The following is a 21,648-nucleotide window of genomic DNA, read 5'->3' as shown; positions in this document are numbered from 1 at the left end:
CCAGATGCAGCCCGACGGCCCCCTCGCCGCGGCACCGGCGGTACACACGTTGCGGGTGCTGACGGTCAATGCCCACAAGGGTTTCAGCCCGCTGAACCGCCATTACGTATTGCCTGAGCTGCGTGAAGCGGTGCGCAGCGAGGACGCCGATCTGGTGTTCCTCCAGGAAGTGCTCGGCAGCCATCGCCACCACGGCCTGCGCCACCGCAACTGGTCGGATGTGCCGCAATACGAGTTTCTCGCCGACAGCCTCTGGCCGGTGTTCGCCTATGGCCGCAACGCCGTGTATCCGGAAGGCGAACACGGCAATGCGCTGCTGTCCAAGTACCCGATCCTGCGCCATGACAATCTTGACGTCAGCGTCCATGGCAGCGAACAACGTGGCTTGCTGCATGCAGTGCTGGCCTTGCCGGCGGACACCGAACTGCATACGGTCTGCGTGCACCTGGGCCTGGACGAACGTCAGCGCCGGCGGCAATTGCACCTGCTGTGCGAGTTGCTGCACAGCCTGCCCGGCGATGCCCCGGTGATCGTTGCCGGCGACTTCAACGACTGGCGCCAGCGCGCCGACGGGGTGCTGGCCGAGTGCGGGTTACATGAAGTGTTCAGCCAGGCTCATGGCCGCCCTGCGCGCAGTTTTCCGGCGCGCTGGCCGCTGCTGTGCCTGGACCGCATCTACCTGCGCAACGCCCGGGCGCATGCCCCCAAGGTCATGGCCCGCAAGCCCTGGACCCACCTTTCCGATCACCTGCCATTGGCAGTGGAGGTGCACCTGTGAACAGCCAGTGGCGACCCGACAACCAGGTTCAACTGCTGATCAATGGCGAGGAATACTTCGACAGCGCCTTTGCCGCCATCGAGCAGGCGCGGGTGGAAATCCTCCTGGAGACCTTCATCATCTATGAGGACAAGGTCGGCAAGCAGTTGCAGCAACTGTTGATCGCTGCCGCCAAGCGCGGAGTGAAAGTCGAAATGCTGGTCGATGGCTACGGCACCGCCGACCTGAGCCTTGATTACCTGCGCGAACTCAGCGAGGCCGGTGTCCATTTGCAAGCCTTCGACCCCAGCCCGAAACGCCTGGGCATGCGCACCAACCTGTTTCGCCGCCTGCACCGCAAGATCCTGGTGGTCGATGGCGAGGTCGGCTTTGTCGGCGGTATCAATTACTGCGCCGATCACCTGGCCGATTTCGGGCCGATGGCCAAACAGGACTACGCCGTGCAGGTACGCGGGCCGATCGTCGCCGACCTGCAGCGTGCCACCCTTCGCTTGCTCGAACAACAGAGCATGCTCAGGCCGGGCACCCGGCGCTGGTGGCAACGCCGGGTGCCGATCAATCCGGACAGCGAACAGGCCAGCATGACCCTGTGCATTCGCGACAACCAGGACCACCCCAATGACATCGAGCAACACTACCTCAGGGCGCTGCGTGCGGCCCGTGAACGTATCACCATCGCCAACGCCTACTTCTTTCCCGGTTACCGGCTGCTGCGGGCGATTCGCAATGCCGCCCGTCGGGGCGTCAGGGTCACCCTGGTATTGCAGGGCATGCCCGACATGCCCTGGGTACGGCTGTGCTCACGCTTGCTCTACAACTACCTGATCAGGGACGGCGTGCGCATTTTCGAGTATTGCGAACGGCCGCTGCACGGCAAAGTGGCGCTGGTTGACCGGCACTGGTCGACGGTCGGTTCAAGCAACCTCGACCCCTTGAGCCTGGCCCTGAACCTTGAGGCCAACCTGATCATCCGCGATGAGACCTTCAACACCCGCCTGCATGAACACCTGCAGGAGCTTACCGCCCATCGCTGCAAAGCAGTCAGCCTGCAGCGGGCACTGCGCGGCTACTGGTGGCGGGCGCCGCTGATCTTCCTGACCTTTCATTTCATCCGTCATTTCCCGGCCCTGATGGGCTGGCTGCCGGCCCATGTACCGCGCCTGAAACCGCTGTACGAAGGTAGCGAAGCAACAGGCAAGCCGACATGAACCCGCACAGGAAACTCTGGCGTCGCGCCCGCCAGCTGCTGACCCTGGGTTTTTTCATCCTGGTGCCGGTGCTGCTGTTTACCGTGCTGAAAAACCTCGACTGGCAGGAGGTACGGCAAGCGCTGGCCGCCTATCACTGGAGCACCCTGGGCATGGCCGCCGGGGTGGCGTGGTGCAGCTTTGCCCTGTTCAGCAGCTTCGACCTGCTCGGGCGCCACTACACCGGGCACCACTTGCCGGCGCGTCAGGTGCTGCCGCTGGCGTTCGTGTGCTATGCCTTCAACCTCAACCTGAGCGCCTGGGTCGGTGGCATTGCACTGCGCTACCGGTTGTATACCCGCCTTGGCCTGAAGGTCTCGACCATTACCCGAATCCTCAGCCTGGGGCTATTGACCAACTGGGTGGGCTATTTCGCAGTGGCGGGCAGCTTGTTTGTCTGTGGTCTGCCGAGGTTGCCGGCCGGCATGGAGATCGGCAACACCGGCTTGCGCCTGATCGGTGCCGTGTTGCTGCTGGTGGCCATCGCCTACCTGCTGGCCTGCGCCTTCGCCACACGCCGCACCTGGCGCTTTCGCAAGCACCCGATCACCCTGCCGGGCATCCGCCTGGCTGCGCTGCAAGTACTGATGGGCGCCTGCAACTGGTCGTTGATGGCGCTGGTGGTGTTCACCCTGTTGCCCGAAGGGGCGGACTACCCGACCGTGCTGGCGGTGCTGATGATCAGCAGCATCGCCGGGGTCATTACCCATATCCCGGCCGGGCTGGGCGTACTGGAAACGGTGTTCCTGACCCTGCTGCAGGGGACTTACGGCAAAGGCACGCTGCTTGCCGCGTTGATTGGCTACCGGGCGATCTACTTTCTGCTGCCGCTGCTGATCGCCACGCTGGTGTATCTGTTGCTCGAACGCCTGGCCAGTCAGCGCAGCGCCGGGGAAAGGTCGAGGAGCACCGGCTGAACCGCTTCGAGCATCTCGTGCACCTGATGCACAAGGTCTTCCAGGGCAAAGGGCTTGGTCATCAGCGCGACACCGGGCTCAAGCACTTGCTCTTCGGTCACCTGTTGTTCTGCGAAACCGGTAATCAACAGCACCTTTTGCTGCGGCTGGATCGTGTGCACGGCGTTGGCCAGCTGTCGACCGCTGACGCCGCGCGGCAGGCCGATATCGGTGATCAGCAGGTCGACCGTGCCCAACTGGCGAAACTGCTGCAACGCCGCCTCGGCATCGCCCGCCTCGAACACTTCGAAGCCCTCTTCTTCAAGGGCCTCCTTGATCAGCAAGCGCAAGGTGCTCTCGTCGTCGACCAGCAGGATGCGTTCACCCTTGGCGCGCGCGTAAGCCTTGCGGGAAGGCTCCCCAGTTGCAGGCTCCGGCAGTTCATCCAGGTAACGTGGCAGGAGTATCTTCACCCGGGTACCCTGCCCGGGACTGGAATCGATCCATACCCGCCCGCCCGACTGACGGACGAACCCGTAGACCATCGACAAACCAAGCCCGGTGCCCTGCCCCACCGGCTTGGTGGTGAAAAACGGGTCGAAAGCCCGCGCGACGATATCGGCGTTCATGCCATGGCCGTTGTCCTGTACCTGCAGTGAAAAGTAGTCCCCGGGGGCCAGGCCGTCTTCACCTTCGGAGGGCAGTTCATGCCGTTCGTTACCGGTAGTGATGCGCAGGCAACCGCCTGCGCTCATGGCGTCGCGGGCATTGATGCACAGGTTGATCAGGGCGTTCTCCAGCTGATTGGCGTCGATCAGCACCCACCAGGGGGCAGGTTCGACCTGGACTTGCAAATCGATATGAGTACCGACGGTCTGCTGTATCAACTGCTCGATGTCCAGTACCAGTTGATTGATACAGGCAGGCTTGGGATCGAGCGCCTGGCGCCGGGAAAAAGCCAGCAGTCGATGGGTCAGTGTCGCCGCGCGCTTGGCCGCGCCGCGGGCGGCATCGAGGTAGACGTGCAGGTTTTCCAGGTGCCCTTGGGCAATGCGCCGTTCAAGCAGTTCAAGGCTGCCGCTTATGCCGGTCAGCAGGTTGTTGAAGTCATGGGCCATACCGCCGGAAAGCTGCCCGATGGCCTCCATCTTCTGGCTTTGGCGCAGCAACTCTTCAGCGTGGCGCAATGTTTCTTCGCGTTCGCGCTCCTGGGTGATGTCGTTGCCAACGGCGGTAAAGCCAAGTTCCGATGGCACCGCAGCCCAGTTGAACCAACGATAATGCCCGTCCTTGTGACGCAAGCGGCTGACCGTATTTTCAGTGCCTTGGCCGGCCCGCAGGCGTTCGACCACCGACACGACCTCCTGGTGATCGTCGGCGTGTACCAAGGACATGACCGAAGTTTGCAGCACCTCGTCTTCGTGCCAACCCAGGACCTGGGTCCAGGCCGGATTGACGGCGCTGATGCGCAAGTCCGGCAAGACAACCAGCATGATATCGCTGGACAACTGCCAGAACCGGTTGCGGTCAGCCGTACGCTCCTGCACCTGGCGCTCGAAGGTGTTGGTCAGGTGGCGCCACTGCAGCTCGGCTTCGACGCTGGCGGTGGTCTCGATCACCGTGTCGAGGAAACCGGCCACCGCCCCGCGCTCATCACGGATGGGGCTGTAGCAGAACGTGAAGTAAGTCTGTTCCATCGAGCCGTTGCGATTGATCATCAGCGGGAAGTTCTCGATGAAGATCGCCTCGCCCGACAGCGTGCGAAACACCAGGGCACCGATGCTGTCCCACGCCTCGCTCCAGACCTCGTCAAAACCGCGCCCCAGCGCTTCAGGCTTGGCCCCGAGGATCGGCTTGAAGGCATCGTTGTAGATAGTCACCAATTGCGGCCCCCAGACCAGGCAACCGGGGAATTTCGATGCCAGCAGCATGTCCACGGCAATGCGCAATGACGCGGGCCACAGGTGCAAAGGCCCGAGGGCCGTACTGGCCCAGTCATGGTTGCGAACCTTTACACTCATTGATCCTGACATGGGCGAGCTCGGCTAACGGTTGGGGGCCTGAACAATCGGACCTAGACGCCGATATCTTCGTTCCAGAGCTCGGGATGCTCCTGGATAAAATCGCTCATCATCTTGACGCAGTTATCATTGTGCAGCACCTGCACGTCGACACCACGGGCCTTGAGCAGGTCTTCCTCGCCCATGAAGGTCTGGTTTTCGCCAACAATGACGCGCTTGATGCCGTACAGCAGGATCGCCCCGCTGCACATCGGGCACGGCGACAAGGTGGTGTACAGGGTGGCCTCGGCATAGAGGCTGGCGGGCTGGCGCCCGGCGTTTTCCAGGGCGTCCATTTCGCCGTGCAGGATCGCGCTGCCCTGTTGCACGCGGCGGTTATGGCCGCGTCCGATGATTTGGTTGTCGTGCACCAGCACAGAACCGATCGGTATGCCACCCTCATTACGGCCCTGTTGGGCCTCTTCGATGGCTGCCTGCATGAACGCATCCACGGTTTGGGTCATAGTGCTCATCCGTTGGTCGACTCCCTGTAGCGTTGCGGACTATCTTCGCAGGCTAGCATATCGCCAGCCGGGAATGGCATCCATGCCAGCCGCTACTATGCTGAACAGGTTTCTCCTCTGTGGCCCGGGCAGTCCGGGTCCGTTCCAGTACAGGGAGCGTTGCGATGAGCAAGAAAATACTGGTGGTGCTGACCAATACGGCCAAATACCCGACACTGAAGCGCGCCACGGGTCTGTGGCTGGGTGAAGCGGTGCATTTTGTCGATAAAGTCGAAAAGGCTGGCTACAAGGTCGACTACCTGAGCCCCGGCGGCGGCTACGTACCCATCGACCCGCACAGCCTGCAAATGGCCGCAGATATCGATTGGGAGTGGTACCAGAACAAGGCGTTCATGAACCGCCTGGGCAAGACCCTCAGCCCCGGAGAGGTCAAGGCCCAGGATTACAGCGTCATCTACTATACCGGCGGTCACGGTGTCATCTGGGACTTTCCCGACAACACCGAACTGCAGGACCTGGCCCGGCGCATCTTCGAGGCCGGTGGCGTGGTGGCATCGGTGTGTCATGGCGCGGTCGGCCTGCTCAACATCAAGCTCAGTGACAACACCTTGCTGGTCAAGGACCGCGAAGTCACCGGCTTTTCCGACACTGAAGAGAAACTGGCTGAACTGGACAAGGTCGTACCTTATCTGACCGAAACCGAGCTCAAAGCCCGTGGCGGGCTGTATCTCAAGGCTGAGGAGCCGTGGCTGCCCTTCGCCATTGCCGACCAGAAAGAGGGACGCTTGATCACCGGTCAGAACCCCGCCTCCGCTGGCGTGGTGGCTGACCTGGTAGTGGCCGCGCTGAAAAAGCGTTGAGGCGCTTACCCGGATTGCCGATTGGTACTTCATCTACGGTAAACGTGGCCTACAGCCGCCGCTGATTGCACTCTTTATGCTGGCGAGTATCACCCGACCAGGAAGATCGGGTTCTCGTTCAGCATAGAGGTGCAATCATGGCTCCATCCCGTCTTGCCGGCCGCAGTTTGCTCGAGTTTCTGATAACCCTGCTGATCGGCCTGGCGCCTGTGGCCTGTGGCCTTCTGGTGCTGGCACTGCAGGTTGAGCGCAAGCAGGAAGAAACCGCCAAAGTGTCTGCTGTTGAGGCCGTTTATGCCATTGACCGGGTAATCGATACCCTGCACGGCGCCAGCGGAGCAGTGCTGGGGCTGGCTGGGCGAACGTGCGAGGAGGTCCTGCCTGCCCTGCGTCAGGAAGCCTTCAAGCAACCCAACGTGCGCTCGCTGGTGCTGGTCAGAGAGAACCGAGGCTACTGTAGCTCCCTGCTCGGTAACGTTGACAGGCAGATCGACCCCGGTGAATACCTCAACCAGCGCCTGCGCCTGGATCTGCGCAACGTCGTCACGCCAGACGTTCCCGTATTGCATTACCGCATACAGGAATACCCTTTTGGCGTCATCGCCCTCAACGATGCCCGCAGTTTGCAAGCCGAATTGCTGGGCTTCAAAAACTCCATCGTGCTGGCCCTGCAGTTCGGCTCCGACTACCTCTGGGCAACCGGCAGTGGCATCGAATCACAAATCCCCAACCATGCCGAGGACTCGCAGCGCCTGGTCTCCGAGAAATATGGCTACACGGTGCACGCTGGCTACCCGCATGGCCATACCTGGCGAATGATCCGCCAGGCCTCGGCTTCAACCGCGCCGTCATTGCTGCTGGTTGGCATCATTACGGCGGCGGTGGCGTACTGGGGCTTGTTCCGTAGACGCCGCACACCTGCGCCTCCTACCGTTTGAACGCCTGCATAAAAAAGCCCTTCACGGAATCCCGGGGCTATGAGCCTTGGGTTGGGATGTTGAGGCTACGGCTGCGGGCTTATCCATTCGCTGTGGCGCCGCTGCCGGCCCCTTCCGCCCTTACGGCGGGTCCCTTTTGTCTTGGCAAAAGGAACCAAAACCGCTCGCTCCAGCATACGGCCCTACGTTGCGCTCCGGGTTCCTTCGCTACGGTGCCTTCCAGGGGCATCGCGGCCTACGACTTGCTTCGCCAAGTCTACGTCTCGCGACTTCGGCCTGGGCCGAAGGGTGCTACGCACCAGCCCCCTCCAGACACCTACGCTCAGCCTCCTGAAGTCGCGAAGTTACGGGCGGCGCCTGCACTGACGTATCTGCGAAATCAGATGTTGGCGCAGCCATGCTGACGCAGGAGCGGGACAAGCCCGCTGGTAAAACGAGTACCAACTTGCTTGGTCTTGATCTTGATCTTGATCTTGATCTTGATCTTGATCTTGATCTTGATGTTCATGCACGTACTTCCAGGCGCCGCGAAAGGCGACTTCAGGAGGCCGAGCGAAGGTGCCGTAGCGAGGGGACCCGAAGCGCAGCGTAGGGCCGTATGCTGGAGCGAGCGGTTTTGCCTACCTTTTCCCAAGAGAAAAGTAGGCCGCCGTAAGGGCGGAAGGGGCCAGCAGCAGCGCCACAGCGAATGGATAAGCCCGCAGCCTCAACATCCCAACCCAACCGAAGAATCATAGCCTCCGGGATTCCGTGGAGAACCTAAAAAAAAAAGGCCATTGAGCATACGCCCAATGGCCTTTTCAGTAGCGATGCAGATCAGTCAGTGCTCAGAACACCGCGACGCACCTGGTCTCGCTCGATCGACTCGAACAGGGCCTTGAAGTTGCCTTCACCGAAGCCATCGTCACCCTTGCGCTGGATGAACTCGAAGAACACCGGGCCCATCAGGGTTTCCGAGAAGATCTGCAGCAGCAGGCGCTTGTCACCGGACTCGGAGGAGCCGTCAAGCAGGATGCCACGGGCCTGCAGCTCGCCGACCGGCTCGCCGTGACCCGGCAGACGGCCTTCGAGCATCTCGTAGTAGGTCTCCGGCGGCGCGGTCATGAAGCGCATGCCGAGTTTTTTCAGGGCGTCCCAGCTCTCGAGCAGGTTGTCGCTGAGGAAGGCCACGTGCTGGATGCCCTCGCCATTGAACTGCATGAGGAACTCTTCGATCTGCCCGGCACCCTTGGACGATTCCTCGTTCAGCGGGATACGGATCATGCCGTCAGGTGCGGTCATGGCCTTGGAGGTCAGGCCGGTGTACTCACCCTTGATGTCGAAGTAACGGATCTCGCGGAAGTTGAACAGTTTCTCGTAGAAACCGGCCCAGTAGGCCATGCGCCCGCGGTAAACGTTGTGGGTCAGGTGATCGATGATCTTGAGGCCGGCACCGACTGGATGACGATCAACGCCCTCAATGAAGTTGAAGTCGATGTCATAGATCGAGCTGCCTTCTTCAAAGCGGTCGATCAGGTACAGCGGCGCACCACCGATACCTTTGATCGCCGGCAGACGCAGCTCCATCGGACCGGTTTCGATTTCCACCGGCTGGGCCCCCAGTTCCAGGGCGCGGGCATAGGCTTCGTGGGCGTTACGCACACGGAAGGCCATGCCGCATACCGAAGGGCCATGCTCGGCGGCAAAGTACGAAGCGACGCTTTTCGGTTCGTTGTTCAGGATCAGGTTGATACCGCCCTGGCGGTACAGGTGCACGTCCTTGGAACGGTGGGTAGCCACCTTGGTGAAACCCATGATCTGGAAGATCGGTTCCAGGGCGCCCGGGGTCGGCGATGCGAACTCGATGAATTCAAAGCCCATCAGGCCCATCGGGTTTTCAAAGATATCAGCCATGCTCGTTTCCTCATCATCAAAGCGGGTAAATAACGGTTGTTAATTGCTATCGATGTCGAGCAGGCGTGGTGGCGCGCAAGAGATGCCCCTCACACTTCTGGCGAGGAAGTCACCATAGATCAGCTTGAACCCATGACACTTCATATGGACCCATTCTCGGCGGGTTGATTCCCCGAAGGTGGAGAACCTTATTATTGTATGCGTAACTGGATTCTACAGTGCGTAAACCGATTTGTCCGCACTTAAGTTGACGCCCGACGGCCGACGAACGGCTATCCTAGGCGCACAGCCGTTTTCCTTCTCCGCCAGTACAGGTTAGCCGCCATGCCTTTCACGGTAAAACGCCCCGGACGCTGGACCTTGCGTGCCCTGCTGCCCTGGGCCGTCGGCGCGGTACCGGTGCTGTGCGGCCTGGTGATCATGTTCTGGCAAGCCGAGCGCGAGCTCGAGGCCCGCAGCAGCGCCACCGCACAGCATGTGGTGGCCCAGGTCGAGCTGATCCTGGACAACATCTCCGGCGCGGCGCAATCGCTGCTGCCACTGGCCGGGCTGCCGTGCATGGAAGAAAAACTGGCCCTGCGCGACCAGGTCACCCGCCGCTCCTTCGTGCGCTCCACCAACCTGGTCTACCGCAACGAGCTGTATTGCAGTTCGCTGTTCGGCCCGTACAGCGAACCGGTCAATGCCAGCGACTATGTCGACGGCAAACTCTGGCTGATGAACGGCAACTCGGTGACCCCGGGCCATCCGCTGCTGGTGTATCGGGTCAGCGAAGGCGAGCGCGGCGCCATCAGCACCGTCGATGGCGACCACCTGCTCACCGCCCTGCGCCTGATCGGCCCGCACACCCGGTTGTTGCTGCAGGTGGGCCGTTACTGGATGGGCAAGGACGGCCTGGTGCATGAAGGTATCGCCCCCGCCGCCGCGGTGGCGCCGGTGCGGCTCACCTCCAGCCACTACCCTTTCTCGATCCACAGCGGTTATGAAGCGGGCAAGGTCGGCCAGGTGATGCGCGATGAATACCCTGCCCTGTTCGGCTTGCTGGTGTTTCTCGGGGTGATTGCCGGCGCCGTGTGCCGCTGGATGCTGCGTCGCGCCAGTTCGCCACGGGCCGAGTTGCAGCGGGCCATGGAAGCCAACGAATTTTTGCCGTACTTCCAGCCAGTGGTGCGCAAGGGCGACTATCGCTGGGCCGGCGCCGAAGTGCTGATGCGCTGGCAGCACCCGCGCGAAGGCCTGGTACGCCCCGACCTGTTCATCCCCTACGCCGAGCACAGCGGCCAGATCGTGCCGATGACGCGCATCCTCATGCGCCGCACCGCCGAACTGCTGGCGCCCCATGCGGCGCTGATGGAGGACGGTTTTCATGTCGGCATCAACATCACCGCCGATCATTGCCAGGACCTGGCCCTGTACGACGACTGCCGGGACTTTCTCGCCGCCTTCCCGCCCGGGCGCGTGCTGCTGACCCTGGAACTGACCGAACGCAAGCTGATCGCCCCCAGCGAAGTCACCCAGGACCTGTTCGCCAAGCTGCACGAACTGGGGGTAATGATTGCCATCGACGACTTCGGCACCGGCCAGTCCAGCCTCAGCTACCTGCGCCAGTTCAAGGTCGACTACCTGAAGATCGACCAGAGCTTCGTCGCCCTGATCGGGGTCGATGCCCTGTCATTGCATATTCTTGACAGCATCATCGAACTGTCGGCCAAGCTTGAACTGGGCATCGTCGCAGAAGGCGTCGAAAACGAAACCCAGCGCGATTACCTGGCGCACCACAATGTCGATTTCCAGCAGGGTTACCTGTTCGCCCGGCCCATGCCGATCGAGGGTTTTGTCGCCGCCCTGGCGGCCCAGGCCGAACCCGCGTCGCAGGTGGCGGAGGTTGCCGGTTAGGCCTGCGGCCTGAGATCATCGCGGGTTACCCGCTCTGTTTTCTTCTGCAACCGAGGCATTTGTGTCAAAAGGCATCATTACATCGGTCACGGCGTCGTTCCTGTTTGCCGTGATGTACTACTACACCTCGCTGCTCACCCCGCTCGACGGCGAGGAGGTGTTCGGCTGGCGCATGCTCCTGACCCTGCCGTGCGTCACCCTGTTCATGCTGTTTACCCGCGACTGGCCGCTGGTCACCGGCTTGCTCGCACGGGTGCGGCGCACACCGCTGCTGTTGCTCGGCCTGCTGGGGACTTCGTCGCTGATGGGCGTGCAGCTCTGGCTGTTCCTCTGGGCGCCGTTGCACGGGCGCAGCCTGGAAGTATCGCTGGGCTATTTCCTCTTGCCGCTGACCATGGTTCTGACCGGCCGCCTGATCTATGGAGAACGCCTGTCGCGACTGCAGAAAGTGGCGGTGGCCTGTGCGATCACCGGCGTCGGTCATGAGCTTTACCAACATGGCAGTTTTGCCTGGGAAACCCTGTTGGTGGCCGGTGGCTATCCGTTGTACTTCGTGCTGCGGCGCAAATGTGGCACTGACCATCTTGGCGGGCTGTGGGCCGACATGTGCCTGCTGCTGCCAGCGGCGCTGTACTTTGTCATCCAGGGCCCGCTGTCGGCCCAGGACCTGGCCGAACATCCGGGGTTGTACGGCCTGATTCCACTGCTTGGGGTGATCAGCGCACTGGCGCTGATCTGTTATGTACTGGCCAGCCGCCTGCTGGCCTTCAGCCTGTTCGGCCTGCTCAGCTATGTCGAACCGGTGCTGCTGGTGGCCGTGGCCCTGCTCCTGGGCGAGACCATCGGCCCCGACCAGTGGCTGACTTACCTGCCGATCTGGCTGGCGGTGCTGGTGCTGATCGCTGAAGGCGTCAGGCACCTGCTGCGTCAACGGCGGCGCTCGGTGTAAGGCGCACCTGGCGCACCCGTCTTTCCTCCACCGCGACCACAGTCATCTTCCAGTTGTCCCACACCAGGCTGTCGCCGACCATCGGCAAGCGGTCAAGCAGGCTCATGACCAGGCCGGCGAGGGTCTGGTAGTCCTCCGTGGGCTTGGCGGCAAAACCGGTGCGCGCCTGGATCTGGCTGAGGTTCAGGGCGCCGCTGACGACAAAGCCCTGCTCGTCTTCGACGATGCCCGGCCCCTCCACTTCACTGGCATCGGGCAATTCACCGGCGATGGACTCGAGGATATCGGTCATGGTCAGCACCCCGGTGAAATCACCGAACTCGTTGACCACGAAGGCAATGTGCGTCGACTGGCCGCGCATCTGCTCCAGGGCGTTGAGGATGCTGAAACTCTCCAGCAGGTTCAGCGGCGCCCGGGCGAGGCTCTCCAGGTCCGGCTGATTACCGGCCAACAACTCCTTGAGCAGCTCCTTCTTGTGCACGAAGCCCAAGGGTTCTTCGATGCGGCCGTCACGAATCAGCGGCAAGCGCGAGTAGGACGAATGCATCAGCGCAGTACGAATCGCTTCAGCCGGCTGCGCCAGGTCGATGGTATCGACCTTGGCACGTACCGTCATCACGGTCTTGACCGGCCGCTCGGCCAGGTTCAGCACGCCGCTGATCATCACCCGTTCGCGACGGTCGAACAGCACCTGCTCTTCGCCACCCTCGACCAGATCGGCAATCTCCTCGCCGACGTCGTCGGCCTCGACCCGGCGCCCGCCCAGCAGGCGCATTACCGCGTGGGCGGTGCGTTCGCGCAGCGGACGGTGTTGCTGCAGGCTCCGCTTGCGGCGGGCACGGGCCAGCTGGTTGAACAGCTCGATGAGGATCGAGAAACCGATGGCGGCATACAGGTAGCCTTTCGGAATATGGAAGCCCAGGCCCTCGGCGGTGAGGCTGAAGCCGATCATCATCAAGAAACCCAGGCACAGCATGATCACCGTCGGGTGATTGTTGACGAAACGGGTCAACGGCTTGCTGGCAACGATCATGATGCCGATGGAGAAGATCACGGCGATCATCATGATCGACAATTCTTCGACCATACCCACGGCGGTGATGACCGCGTCCAGGGAGAACACCGCATCAAGCACCACGATCTGCGCGACGATCGGCCAGAACGCGGCGTGACGCACGCTGCCGGTGTTTTGCGCAACGTGGCCTTCCAGGCGCTCGTGCAGTTCCATGGTCGCCTTGAACAACAGGAACACACCACCGAACAGCATGATCAGGTCGCGTCCGGAGAAGCTCTTGTCGAACACCTCGAACAGCGGCGCAGTGAGGGTCACCATCCACGAGATACTGGCCAGCAGGCCCAGGCGCATGATCAGCGCCAGCGACAGGCCGATCACCCGCGCACGGTCGCGCTGATGGGGCGGCAGTTTATCGGCGAGGATGGCGATGAACACCAGGTTATCGATACCCAGTACCAGTTCCAGCACAATCAGCGTGGCAAGGCCCAGCCAGGCCGTGGGGTCGGCTAGCCATTCCATGGGCGATCACTCATGTGCGAGAACGGACGGAAAACGTCACAAAGACGGGAGAATGGCCGGGACGGCCGGGTACTGGGAGGCTCCGAGAACGAAGTCATATCAACCTGAAATCAATTGGGGATGTGATCCTACAATTGCAGCAGGCTTTTCTCACAGCATGAAACTATTTCAAATTCTGTAAATCGCAGGGCAAGCCCGCTCCTGCCGGTGAGCGGTGAGCGTATTGCCTGTGTTGGGTAATTTTCTTCAATACCCGAGGGTTTGCCGAGCCGTAGGCTGTGCCGGTCTCCCCTGTTCTGGATGAACTTCCCATGAGCCTGATGCTATCAATGGCCGCCTTTGCGCTGGCCGCTTCTATCTCACCCGGCCCGGTCAATATCGTCGCCCTGGGCGCCGGTGCCCGCCACGGCCTGCGCGCCAGCCTGCGGCATGTCACCGGAGCAACAGTGGGTTTTACCCTGCTGCTGTTGCTGATTGGCCTCGGCCTGCACCAACTGCTGCGCTACTGGCCGGCCCTGACCCAGATACTGCACTGGGCAGGCGTGCTGTTTTTGCTGTACATGGCCTGGAAACTGGCCTGGGACAATGGCCAACTGGGTTCGGCCAGCCACGAGGCCGCACCTTCGATGCTTGCCGGCGCCACCCTGCAGTGGCTCAACCCGAAAGCCTGGCTGGCCTGCGTGGCCGGGATTGGCGCCTATGTCGGCGATGGCGAAACCCGGCTGTTATGGCAATTCAGCGCTGTCTATTTCGTCATCTGCTACCTGTCGATCGCCACCTGGGCCTGGGCTGGCAGCGTGATCAGTCAGTACCTCAACAATCCGCAGCGCATGCGCCTGTTCAACCGCAGCCTGGCACTGCTGCTGGTGGCCAGCGCCCTGTACCTGCTACTGGGCTGAACGGTAATGCCCCGGCGTCGCCGCCAGGTGGCGTTTGAAGGCGCGCTGCAAATGCGCCTGATCGGCAAAACCGGCCTCCACGGCGACCTCGGCGATCTGTCGGCCGCGCCGCAACTGAGCGCGGGCGTATTGCACGCGCTGGTCGAGCAGGTAACCATGGGGCGTCAGGCCGAACTGCTGCTTGAACGCCCGGATCAGGTAGGACGTAGACAGCCCGGCAGCCTGGCTGATGTCCTCCAGGCGCAATGGCTCGGTGCAATGGCCGCGAATGAATGCCGCAGCCGCCAGCAGCCGCTGATCAGCCTTGGTCGCCGGTTGCTCGCCAGCCCCCAGGCGCTGGCTCAATCCGCGGAAAAACACCCGTAAGGCTGCCTCTTTGCCAGCGGCCGGTTGCTGCTCATCCAGCAGCAGATGGAACAACTGCCGCAGATCGTCGAACAGCGCCGCCGACGTGCTGCTGATCGCCGTTGGCGCTGAGAACCCGAGGGCCTGCAACCAGGACCAGTCGACATACAGCATCAGGTAGGACCAGGGCTCACCGTCGATGGGATTGCAGGTATGCACCACCCCTGGGTTCATCAGCACCACGGTACCGGCGGCCACGTTCTGATGGCTGTCGCCACTGAGGTAGGTACTGCGCCCCGCCGTGATTGCGCCAATCGAAAAACTCTCGTGCGAATGCGCCGCGTAGCAGACCTTGCGGCCATCGGCGACGCTGCGCGCCTCGATGAAAGGCAGCGCCGGGTCACGCCAGAATCGGGAGTTTGCGCGCATTGGCATCAGCCCTCGGCGTCGTGCACCACCACCAGCAACTGGGCCTGTACTTCACCCAGCGAGCGCAGGCGGTGTGGGGTCTGAGCGTTGAAATACAGCGCATCCCCACGTTCGAGGATCACCCGCTCGTTCATGAAGTCGACCTCTACCTGCCCCTCATGGACGAACAGGAACTCCTCGCCCAGGTGCTCCTTGAACGAAGCATCGCTGAACTCGGGCGGCGGGCTGATGATGAAGGGCAACAGGCTGCGGCTGCCGATCTGCTTGGTCAGCACCGTATAACCTGGCCCCGGCCCCGCTACCGCCTGACGTTCGTGGTTGCGCACCAGGCTGTAGCGGGCCTGGCCTGGCTGGTCTTCGGCAAACAGCTCCTCGACATTGACGTTCAAGGCACGCGCCAGCTTCAACGCAGCCGCTATCGACGGGGTGTTCAGCCCGCGCTCGACCTTGGACAGGTAACTCTTGGTCATGCCCGACATCTCAGCCAGCGCATCCAGGGTAATACCCAGTTTTTTTCTCAACAATTTCAATCGGATAGACATGTGACGCGATTTTCCCAATGCCATGGGCAAGTTTTTTCTTGCTAATGACACTTTGTGTCATATAGCCTTGATTGTGTCATGAGATTGACCACCCCGTCACCTTCCAAGCAACCGGGGTGGGCCAGCCGTGACAATCCATCACGCCACCGAGGATAGCCCCATGACCAAGACAATGGCACTCCCCAAGGACCAACTGATCCAGAAGGCCCTTAAGCAGATGCAAGGCTCGCTTGCCGATAATACGTGGACTGTGCGCGAAAAGCTGGCATTGACCTGCCGGATTCTGTTCGACAACGGCCACGACTCCGGCCTTGCCGGGCAAATCAGCGCCCGCGGTCCGCAACCGGGCACCTTCTACACCCAGCAACTGGGCCTGGGATTCGACGAAATCACTGCCAGCAACCTGTTGCTGGTCAACGAAGACCTGGAAGTGCTCGAAGGACACGGCATGCCCAACCCGGCCAACCGCTTCCACAGCTGGGTGTACCGCGCGCGGCCGGATGTGAACTGCATCATCCACACCCACCCGACCCACGTCGCCGCCCTGTCGATGCTCGAAGTGCCGCTTGAGGTGTCGCACATGGACCTCTGCCCGCTGTACGACGATTGCGCGTTTCTCGAAGCCTGGCCCGGCGTGCCGGTGGGCAACGAAGAAGGCGAGATCATCAGTGCAGCCCTGGGCGACAAGCGCGCCATCCTGCTCTCGCACCACGGCCAGTTGTCGACCGGCGCCAGCATCGAGGAAGCCTGCGTGATTGCCCAGTTGATCGAGCGCGCCGCCAAGCTGCAACTGCTGGCCATGGCCGCCGGCAGCATCAAGCCGATTGCCCCTGAGCTGGGCCGTGAAGCCCATGACTGGATCTCCCGGCCCAAACGCCACAGCGCTGCCTTTAACTACTATGCGCGCCAGTGCCTGCGGGTGCATGGCGACTGCCTGAACTGATCCGAGCTTTTTTACTTACCTTGCGGAGTAGATTTCATGTCCAAGACTTTTCACGGCATCATCGGCTACACCATCACCCCGTTCAGTGCCGACGGCGAGCAGCTTGACCTCGACGCCCTCGGCCGCTCGATCGACCGCCTGATCGACGGCGGCGTGCATGCCATCGCCCCCCTCGGCAGCACCGGCGAAGGCGCCTACCTGAGCGACCTGGAATGGCAACAGGTGGCCGCGTTCAGCCTGCGCCACATTGCCGGGCGGGTACCGACCATCGTCAGCGTCTCCGACCTGACCACCGCCGGCGCCATTCGCCGTGCGCGCTTTGCCCAGGAACACGGCGCCGATGCGGTGATGGTGCTGCCGGCGGCCTACTGGAAGCTCACCGAAGCGGAGATTTTCGAGCACTACCGAGCGATTGGCGCCAGCATCAAGCTGCCGATCATGCTCTACAACAACCCGGCCACCAGCGGTACCGACATGTCGGTGGAGCTGATCCTGCGCATCGTGCGCGAGGTCGAGAACGTCACCATGGTCAAGGAGAGCACCGGCGACATCCAGCGCATGCACAAGCTGCAGTTGCTCGGCGAGGGCAAGGTACCGTTCTACAACGGTTGCAACCCGTTGGCCCTGGAGGCATTCGTGGCCGGCGCCAGCGGCTGGTGCACCGCCGCACCGAACCTGATCCCCACGCTGAACCAGCAGCTGTACCAGGCCGTGCAGGCCAACGACCTGAACGCGGCCAAGGCGGTGTTCTACCGTCAACTGCCACTGTTGGAGTTCATCCTCAAGGGTGGCCTGCCGGCAACCATCAAGGCCGGGCTGGGCATGACCGGCTTGCCGGTGGGTGAACCGCGGCGGCCGGTATTCGCCCTCGACACTGCAGGCCAGGCGCGCTTGCAGCAGTTGCTCAAGCAAATGCCGTAGCGGCGCTGCAGCAACCCGGCACTGAGGCAGTGTCGGGTCCCCCCCCATAGTCGCCAGCCAGTTCGGGAGAAGTCTGACGCCGCGTAATGAAAACCCATCTGGGTACACTGTCCCGTCGTTTCTATCATCGGCTGCTCCCCTTCCATGACAGGACAGTCATCATGAGCACCCGCAGTTTTTCAGGCTACACATTGGGCATACTCGCCTCGGCCGTGCTGATTGCAAGCAGCGCCCTCGCCGCTCCGCTGACCCGCGACAACGGCGCCCCGGTAGGCGACAACCAGAACTCGCAGACTGCCGGCGGCACTGGCCCCGCCCTGCTGCAGGATGTGCAGTTGATCCAGAAGCTTCAGCGCTTCGACCGCGAGCGCATACCTGAGCGTGTCGTTCATGCCCGCGGTACCGGTGCCCATGGCGAGTTCATCGCCTCCAGCGACATTTCCGAGCTGACCCGGGCCAAGGTGTTCACCCCGGGGGAGCGAACCCCGGTGTTCGTGCGCTTCTCTTCGGTGGTGCACGGCCTGCATTCACCAGAAACCCTGCGCGACCCGCGCGGCTTTGCCACCCGTTTTTACACCGCCGATGGCAACTGGGACCTGGTCGGCAACAACTTCCCGACCTTCTTCATCCGCGATGCGATCAAGTTCCCCGACATGGTCCACGCCTTCAAGCCCGACCCGCGCACCAACCTGGGCAACGACGCCCGGCGCTTCGACCTGCTCTCGCATATGCCCGAAGCCACCCGCACCCTGACCCTGCTCTACTCCAACGAAGGCACGCCACTGAGCTACCGGCACATGGACGGCAACAGTGTTCACGCCTACAAGTTCGTCAACAGGGATGGCGAAACCACCTACGTGAAGTTCCGCTGGAAAACCTTGCAAGGTCAGAAGAACCTCAACCCCGGCGAAGTGGCCAAGCTGCAGGGCCATGACTTCAGCCACATGACCACCGACCTGGTCAATTCCATCAACCGCGGCGACCATCCGAAGTGGGACCTGTATATCCAGACCCTCAAGCCCGAGCAACTGGCAGGTTTTGACTTCGATCCGCTGGACCCTACCAAGATCTGGCCAGGGGTTCCTGAGCGCAAAGTCGGGCAGATGGTGCTCAAGCGCAATGTCGGCAACTACTTCCAGGAAACCGAACAGGTGGCGCTGGCGCCTTCGAACCTGATTCCGGGCATCGAGCCCTCGGAAGACCGCCTGCTACAGGGCCGGCTGTTCTCTTATGCCGACACCCAGATGTACCGGGTTGGCGCCAACGCCGCCGGCTTGCCGATCAACCAGCCCAGGGTCAAGGTCAACAACGGCAACCAGGATGGCGCCCTGAACGCGTCGCGCACGGTCGGCGGGGTCAATTACGAGCCCAGCCGCCTGATGCCGCGCCCGTCGACCGAGTCAGCGCGCTACAGCCCGTTGCCCTTGAGCGGCAGTACCCAGCAACAGGGCATCGAGCGTCAGCAGAACTTCAGGCAGGCTGGCGAGCTGTTCCGTTCTTACGACAGCAAAAACCGCCGCGACCTGATCAACAGCTTCGGCCAGTCGCTGGCCAGCAGTGATGACGAAAGCAAGCACACCATCCTCTCGTACCTGTACAAGGCCGACCCGGAGTATGGCAAGGGGGTGGCCAAGGTTGCCGGTGGCGACCTGGTCAGGGTCAAGCAACTGGCGGCGCAGCTGCAGGACTGAGCATGCGCTGGCGGTAACTGCCGGGGCTCTCGCCGGTCCACTTCTTGAAAGCTCGGTGAAACGCACTGGGCTCCTGGAAACCGGTGTGCTCGGCGACTTCGGCAATACTCAGGTGCGTCTGGCGCAGGCATTCGAACGCCATGGCCCGGCGCACCTCGTCCTTGATCTGCTGGTACGAGCGGCCCTCACGCTCCAGTTGGCGGCGAAAGCTGCTGGGGCTCAGGCCCTGGCGTTCGGCCATGGCCAGCAGGGTCGGCCACTGGCCATACTGGCGGGCGCGCAGGTAGCGATACACCTGGGCCACCTGGCCATTCTGGTTGCGGTAGCGAATCACCAGCCATTGCGGGGCGCTGCGCAGGAAGGTCTTAAGCGCCGCCAGGTCCTGGACCACCGGCAAGCGCAGGTAATCGGCAGCAAACTCGATCTCGGTACGGCCACTGCCCAGTTGCACGTTGGCGCCCCACAGCAATGGGTCATCCTCCTGGGCCGGGCGCGTGTCGGCCAGCGCCGTGCGGTCGATCACGATGCGTCGCCCGGCCAGCCAGCACAGCAGGCTGATCACCAGGGCGAGGAAGGTTTCTTCGGCGTACACCCGGGTCAGCGGATCTTCGATGCCGGTGCGCAGGCTGATCACCGCGCGCCCGCCCTTGATCGTCAACTGCCCGCGAATATCGCGCAGGAACAGCGCAAAGTTGTTCAGGCACTGGCGCAGGGCCTTTTCCAGGGTCGGCTCCTGGATCAGCCCCCGGCAGATCAGGGCAAAGCTGCCCTGGGGCATGCCATGGCTGTCGAGGTTGAAGAACTCGTCGTTCAATGCTTCGATCAGCAGCAACCACAGTCGTGCAAACGCCGGCGCGGGTACGCGCGCAACGGACGATTCCAAGACCGCCTGATCGATACCGGCCTCGGCCAGCAACGCGGCCGCCCGCTCAGGCTGGGCGCGCAAAGCATGGAGCATGGTACGAACGAAATAAACGGCGACTGTATCGTTTTCCCGCATGGCGGTTTCCGCAAGGGTGTGGCAAAAAATACCAGTGTCACTGGACAGTTATGGCATAGGCCCGCGCGCAGGCTTTGCCTAGACTCAAAGCCAACCTGAAGGTGGCTGTGGGCAGCATTCTGGCAGACGCCGGCCCTGCCCCGCCACGCTTTCGCACACTGGAGTCGCTCATGAATACCCCGGACATCTATGTAGTCAGCGCCGTACGCTCGGCCATCGGCAGCTTCGGCGGCGCCCTCAAGGACCTGCCCCTGGCGGACCTGGCCAGCAGCGTGACCCGCGCCGCCATCGAACGCGCAGGCGTGGCGCCTGAGCAGATCGGCCATGTGGTCATGGGCAACGTAATCCCTACCGAGGCGCGCGACGCCTACCTGGCGCGGGTCGCGGCAATGAATGCCGGCATCCCCAAGGAGACCCCGGCATTCAACGTCAACCGCCTGTGCGGCTCGGGCCTGCAGGCCATCGTTTCGGCGGCGCAAAGCCTGCTGCTGGGCGACGCTGAAGCAGTCGTCGCCGCGGGCGCCGAATCCATGAGCCGCGGCCCTTACCTGCTGCCGCAAGCCCGCTGGGGCGCGCGCATGGGTGATCTGCAGGGTATCGACTACATGCTCGGCATCCTCCACGACCCCTTCGCCGGCTTCCATATGGGCATCACTGCCGAGAACGTTGCCGAACGCAATGGCATCACCCGGCAGATGCAGGACGAACTGGCCCTGACCAGCCAGCGCCGCGCTGCCCGCGCCATCGCCGAGGGCCGCTTCGCCAGCCAGATCGTGCCGATCGAGATTCCCAGCCGCAAAGGCCCGGTACGCTTCGAAGTCGATGAGCACGTGCGTGGCGAGGTGACTGCCGAGCAACTGGCCGGCATGAAGGCTGTATTCAAGAAAGACGGCACGGTCACCGCCGGCAACGCCAGCGGCCTGAACGACGGCGCCGGTGCCCTGGTGCTGGCCACCGGTGACTTCGTCAAACGCCATAACCTGCAGCCCTTGGCCCGCCTGGTGGCCTACGCGCACGCTGGCGTCGAGCCGGAGCTGATGGGCCTGGGCCCGGTACCGGCGACCCGCAAGGTACTCGACAAGGCCGGCCTGAGCGTTGCCGACCTCGACGTGATCGAGTCCAACGAAGCCTTCGCCGCACAAGCCTGCGCCGTCGCCGGTGAACTGGGCTTCGACCCGGAAAAGGTCAACCCCAACGGTTCGGGCATTTCCCTCGGCCACCCGGTCGGCGCCACCGGGGCGATCATCGCCACCAAGGCCATTCATGAACTGCAGCGCATCCAGGGCCGTTACGCCCTGGCAACCATGTGCATCGGCGGTGGCCAGGGTATCGCCATCGTCTTCGAACGCGTCTGAGCAAGGAG

Annotated in this window: 20 protein-coding genes; 12 read left to right on the top strand and 8 right to left on the bottom strand. The window is 62.5% G+C overall.

The window, feature by feature from the left end:
• Nucleotides 1-4: 4 nt before the first annotated feature.
• From LOY45_RS12050 to LOY45_RS12040, 3 genes are read left to right on the top strand one after another with little or no spacing between them, the layout of a single operon-like run.
• Complete coding sequence (locus LOY45_RS12050; RefSeq protein WP_115087097.1) at nt 5-778, top strand: endonuclease/exonuclease/phosphatase family protein; 774 nt, start codon at nt 5-7, stop codon at nt 776-778.
• Nucleotides 775-1,986 (top strand): cardiolipin synthase ClsB, encoded by a 1,212-nt coding sequence (clsB, locus tag LOY45_RS12045; protein WP_258579188.1) that lies wholly within the window; start codon nt 775-777, stop codon nt 1,984-1,986. Before LOY45_RS12050 ends, clsB begins: the two co-directional genes overlap by 4 nt.
• On the top strand, nt 1,983-2,942 hold the full coding sequence (locus tag LOY45_RS12040; RefSeq protein WP_258579187.1) for a lysylphosphatidylglycerol synthase domain-containing protein: 960 nt from the start codon (nt 1,983-1,985) through the stop codon (nt 2,940-2,942). The genes clsB and LOY45_RS12040 overlap by 4 nt, the downstream gene beginning before the upstream one ends.
• Here LOY45_RS12040 and LOY45_RS12035 read toward each other — a convergent pair.
• Both LOY45_RS12035 and LOY45_RS12030 read right to left on the bottom strand, forming a co-directional pair.
• Complete coding sequence (locus LOY45_RS12035) at nt 2,903-4,942, bottom strand: hybrid sensor histidine kinase/response regulator (RefSeq protein ID WP_258579186.1); 2,040 nt, start codon at nt 4,940-4,942, stop codon at nt 2,903-2,905. The genes LOY45_RS12040 and LOY45_RS12035 overlap by 40 nt on opposite strands.
• A gap of 53 nt (nt 4,943-4,995) precedes the next feature.
• Nucleotides 4,996-5,433 carry a nucleoside deaminase gene (locus LOY45_RS12030; protein ID WP_134062508.1) on the bottom strand — a complete coding sequence of 146 codons (438 nt, stop codon included), beginning with the start codon at nt 5,431-5,433 and terminating at the stop codon, nt 4,996-4,998.
• 176 nt (nt 5,434-5,609) lie between these two features.
• Here LOY45_RS12030 and LOY45_RS12025 point away from each other — a divergent pair, with 176 nt between their 5' ends.
• Nucleotides 5,610-6,305 carry a type 1 glutamine amidotransferase domain-containing protein gene (locus LOY45_RS12025; protein WP_115086423.1) on the top strand — a complete coding sequence of 232 codons (696 nt, stop codon included), beginning with the start codon at nt 5,610-5,612 and terminating at the stop codon, nt 6,303-6,305.
• A 137-nt stretch (nt 6,306-6,442) separates the two neighbouring features.
• Nucleotides 6,443-7,243 carry a CSS-motif domain-containing protein gene (locus tag LOY45_RS12020; protein ID WP_134062412.1) on the top strand — a complete coding sequence of 267 codons (801 nt, stop codon included), beginning with the start codon at nt 6,443-6,445 and terminating at the stop codon, nt 7,241-7,243.
• 379 nt (nt 7,244-7,622) lie between these two features.
• On the opposite strand, the gene LOY45_RS12015 is transcribed toward LOY45_RS12020, so the two are convergent.
• Nucleotides 7,623-7,751: a hypothetical protein gene (locus LOY45_RS12015; RefSeq protein ID WP_258579185.1), complete on the bottom strand. Its 129-nt coding sequence runs from the start codon at nt 7,749-7,751 to the stop codon at nt 7,623-7,625.
• Nucleotides 7,752-8,059: 308 nt separating this feature from the next.
• Nucleotides 8,060-9,136, bottom strand: a complete 1,077-nt coding sequence (gene hppD, locus LOY45_RS12010; protein ID WP_115086421.1) for a 4-hydroxyphenylpyruvate dioxygenase — start codon at nt 9,134-9,136, stop codon at nt 8,060-8,062.
• 324 nt (nt 9,137-9,460) lie between these two features.
• On the opposite strand from hppD, the gene LOY45_RS12005 reads away from it, so the two are divergent.
• Together LOY45_RS12005 and rarD are read left to right on the top strand one after the other, a co-directional pair.
• On the top strand, nt 9,461-11,032 hold the full coding sequence (locus LOY45_RS12005; RefSeq protein ID WP_258579184.1) for an EAL domain-containing protein: 1,572 nt from the start codon (nt 9,461-9,463) through the stop codon (nt 11,030-11,032).
• 61 nt (nt 11,033-11,093) lie between these two features.
• On the top strand, nt 11,094-11,981 hold the full coding sequence (gene rarD / locus LOY45_RS12000; RefSeq protein WP_115086419.1) for an EamA family transporter RarD: 888 nt from the start codon (nt 11,094-11,096) through the stop codon (nt 11,979-11,981).
• On the opposite strand, the gene LOY45_RS11995 is transcribed toward rarD, so the two are convergent.
• Nucleotides 11,944-13,515: a TerC family protein gene (locus LOY45_RS11995; protein WP_115086418.1), complete on the bottom strand. Its 1,572-nt coding sequence runs from the start codon at nt 13,513-13,515 to the stop codon at nt 11,944-11,946. The two genes, rarD and LOY45_RS11995, sit on opposite strands and share 38 nt — an antisense overlap.
• Before the next feature lie 311 nt (nt 13,516-13,826).
• On the opposite strand from LOY45_RS11995, the gene LOY45_RS11990 reads away from it, so the two are divergent.
• Nucleotides 13,827-14,414 carry a LysE family translocator gene (locus LOY45_RS11990; RefSeq protein ID WP_115086417.1) on the top strand — a complete coding sequence of 196 codons (588 nt, stop codon included), beginning with the start codon at nt 13,827-13,829 and terminating at the stop codon, nt 14,412-14,414.
• On the opposite strand, the gene LOY45_RS11985 is transcribed toward LOY45_RS11990, so the two are convergent.
• A complete protein-coding gene (locus LOY45_RS11985) occupies nt 14,403-15,188 on the bottom strand; it encodes an AraC family transcriptional regulator (protein ID WP_258579183.1) in 786 nt (261 codons plus the stop codon). The genes LOY45_RS11990 and LOY45_RS11985 overlap by 12 nt on opposite strands.
• 5 nt (nt 15,189-15,193) lie before the next feature.
• Entirely contained in the window at nt 15,194-15,730 is a 537-nt protein-coding gene (locus tag LOY45_RS11980; RefSeq protein WP_115086415.1) for a helix-turn-helix domain-containing protein, read from the bottom strand.
• Between the two features lie 160 nt (nt 15,731-15,890).
• Between LOY45_RS11980 and LOY45_RS11975 the strand changes: the two genes are divergently transcribed.
• From LOY45_RS11975 to LOY45_RS11965, 3 genes are all read left to right on the top strand, one after another.
• Complete coding sequence (locus tag LOY45_RS11975; RefSeq protein WP_134062402.1) at nt 15,891-16,673, top strand: aldolase; 783 nt, start codon at nt 15,891-15,893, stop codon at nt 16,671-16,673.
• 36 nt (nt 16,674-16,709) lie between these two features.
• Nucleotides 16,710-17,594 carry a dihydrodipicolinate synthase family protein gene (locus LOY45_RS11970; protein WP_115086413.1) on the top strand — a complete coding sequence of 295 codons (885 nt, stop codon included), beginning with the start codon at nt 16,710-16,712 and terminating at the stop codon, nt 17,592-17,594.
• A gap of 161 nt (nt 17,595-17,755) precedes the next feature.
• Entirely contained in the window at nt 17,756-19,285 is a 1,530-nt protein-coding gene (locus LOY45_RS11965) for a catalase (protein ID WP_258579182.1), read from the top strand.
• Here the strand turns inward: LOY45_RS11965 and LOY45_RS11960 are convergent.
• Nucleotides 19,254-20,285, bottom strand: coding sequence for an AraC family transcriptional regulator (locus LOY45_RS11960; protein WP_134062398.1), 1,032 nt, complete (start codon nt 20,283-20,285; stop codon nt 19,254-19,256). The genes LOY45_RS11965 and LOY45_RS11960 overlap by 32 nt on opposite strands.
• Nucleotides 20,286-20,455: 170 nt before the next feature.
• Here LOY45_RS11960 and LOY45_RS11955 point away from each other — a divergent pair, with 170 nt between their 5' ends.
• Entirely contained in the window at nt 20,456-21,640 is a 1,185-nt protein-coding gene (locus tag LOY45_RS11955; RefSeq protein WP_045198067.1) for an acetyl-CoA C-acyltransferase family protein, read from the top strand.
• Nucleotides 21,641-21,648 lie beyond the last annotated feature (8 nt).

The sequence above is a fragment of the Pseudomonas wadenswilerensis genome (assembly GCF_024749185.1).
Lineage (GTDB): Bacteria > Pseudomonadota > Gammaproteobacteria > Pseudomonadales > Pseudomonadaceae > Aquipseudomonas > Aquipseudomonas wadenswilerensis.
Note: the sequence above shows the minus strand (reverse complement) of the source record. Positions and strands in the feature narration are given on the sequence as shown.

Excerpts from the sequence above, each read along its gene's own strand:
- LOY45_RS12050 (WP_115087097.1), top strand. The coding sequence starts at position 5 with ATGCAGCCCGACGGCCCCCTCGCCGCGGCACCGGCGGTACACACGTTG.
- LOY45_RS12040 (WP_258579187.1), top strand. The coding sequence starts at position 1,983 with ATGAACCCGCACAGGAAACTCTGGCGTCGCGCCCGCCAGCTGCTGACC.
- LOY45_RS12035 (WP_258579186.1), bottom strand. The coding sequence starts at position 4,942 with ATGAGTGTAAAGGTTCGCAACCATGACTGGGCCAGTACGGCCCTCGGG.
- LOY45_RS12025 (WP_115086423.1), top strand. The coding sequence starts at position 5,610 with ATGAGCAAGAAAATACTGGTGGTGCTGACCAATACGGCCAAATACCCG.
- LOY45_RS12020 (WP_134062412.1), top strand. The coding sequence starts at position 6,443 with ATGGCTCCATCCCGTCTTGCCGGCCGCAGTTTGCTCGAGTTTCTGATA.
- LOY45_RS12015 (WP_258579185.1), bottom strand. The coding sequence starts at position 7,751 with ATGAACATCAAGATCAAGATCAAGATCAAGATCAAGATCAAGATCAAG.
- hppD (WP_115086421.1), bottom strand. The coding sequence starts at position 9,136 with ATGGCTGATATCTTTGAAAACCCGATGGGCCTGATGGGCTTTGAATTC.
- LOY45_RS12005 (WP_258579184.1), top strand. The coding sequence starts at position 9,461 with ATGCCTTTCACGGTAAAACGCCCCGGACGCTGGACCTTGCGTGCCCTG.
- LOY45_RS11995 (WP_115086418.1), bottom strand. The coding sequence starts at position 13,515 with ATGGAATGGCTAGCCGACCCCACGGCCTGGCTGGGCCTTGCCACGCTG.
- LOY45_RS11990 (WP_115086417.1), top strand. The coding sequence starts at position 13,827 with ATGAGCCTGATGCTATCAATGGCCGCCTTTGCGCTGGCCGCTTCTATC.
- LOY45_RS11985 (WP_258579183.1), bottom strand. The coding sequence starts at position 15,188 with ATGCGCGCAAACTCCCGATTCTGGCGTGACCCGGCGCTGCCTTTCATC.
- LOY45_RS11980 (WP_115086415.1), bottom strand. The coding sequence starts at position 15,730 with ATGTCTATCCGATTGAAATTGTTGAGAAAAAAACTGGGTATTACCCTG.
- LOY45_RS11975 (WP_134062402.1), top strand. The coding sequence starts at position 15,891 with ATGACCAAGACAATGGCACTCCCCAAGGACCAACTGATCCAGAAGGCC.
- LOY45_RS11970 (WP_115086413.1), top strand. The coding sequence starts at position 16,710 with ATGTCCAAGACTTTTCACGGCATCATCGGCTACACCATCACCCCGTTC.
- LOY45_RS11965 (WP_258579182.1), top strand. The coding sequence starts at position 17,756 with ATGAGCACCCGCAGTTTTTCAGGCTACACATTGGGCATACTCGCCTCG.
- LOY45_RS11960 (WP_134062398.1), bottom strand. The coding sequence starts at position 20,285 with ATGCGGGAAAACGATACAGTCGCCGTTTATTTCGTTCGTACCATGCTC.
- LOY45_RS11955 (WP_045198067.1), top strand. The coding sequence starts at position 20,456 with ATGAATACCCCGGACATCTATGTAGTCAGCGCCGTACGCTCGGCCATC.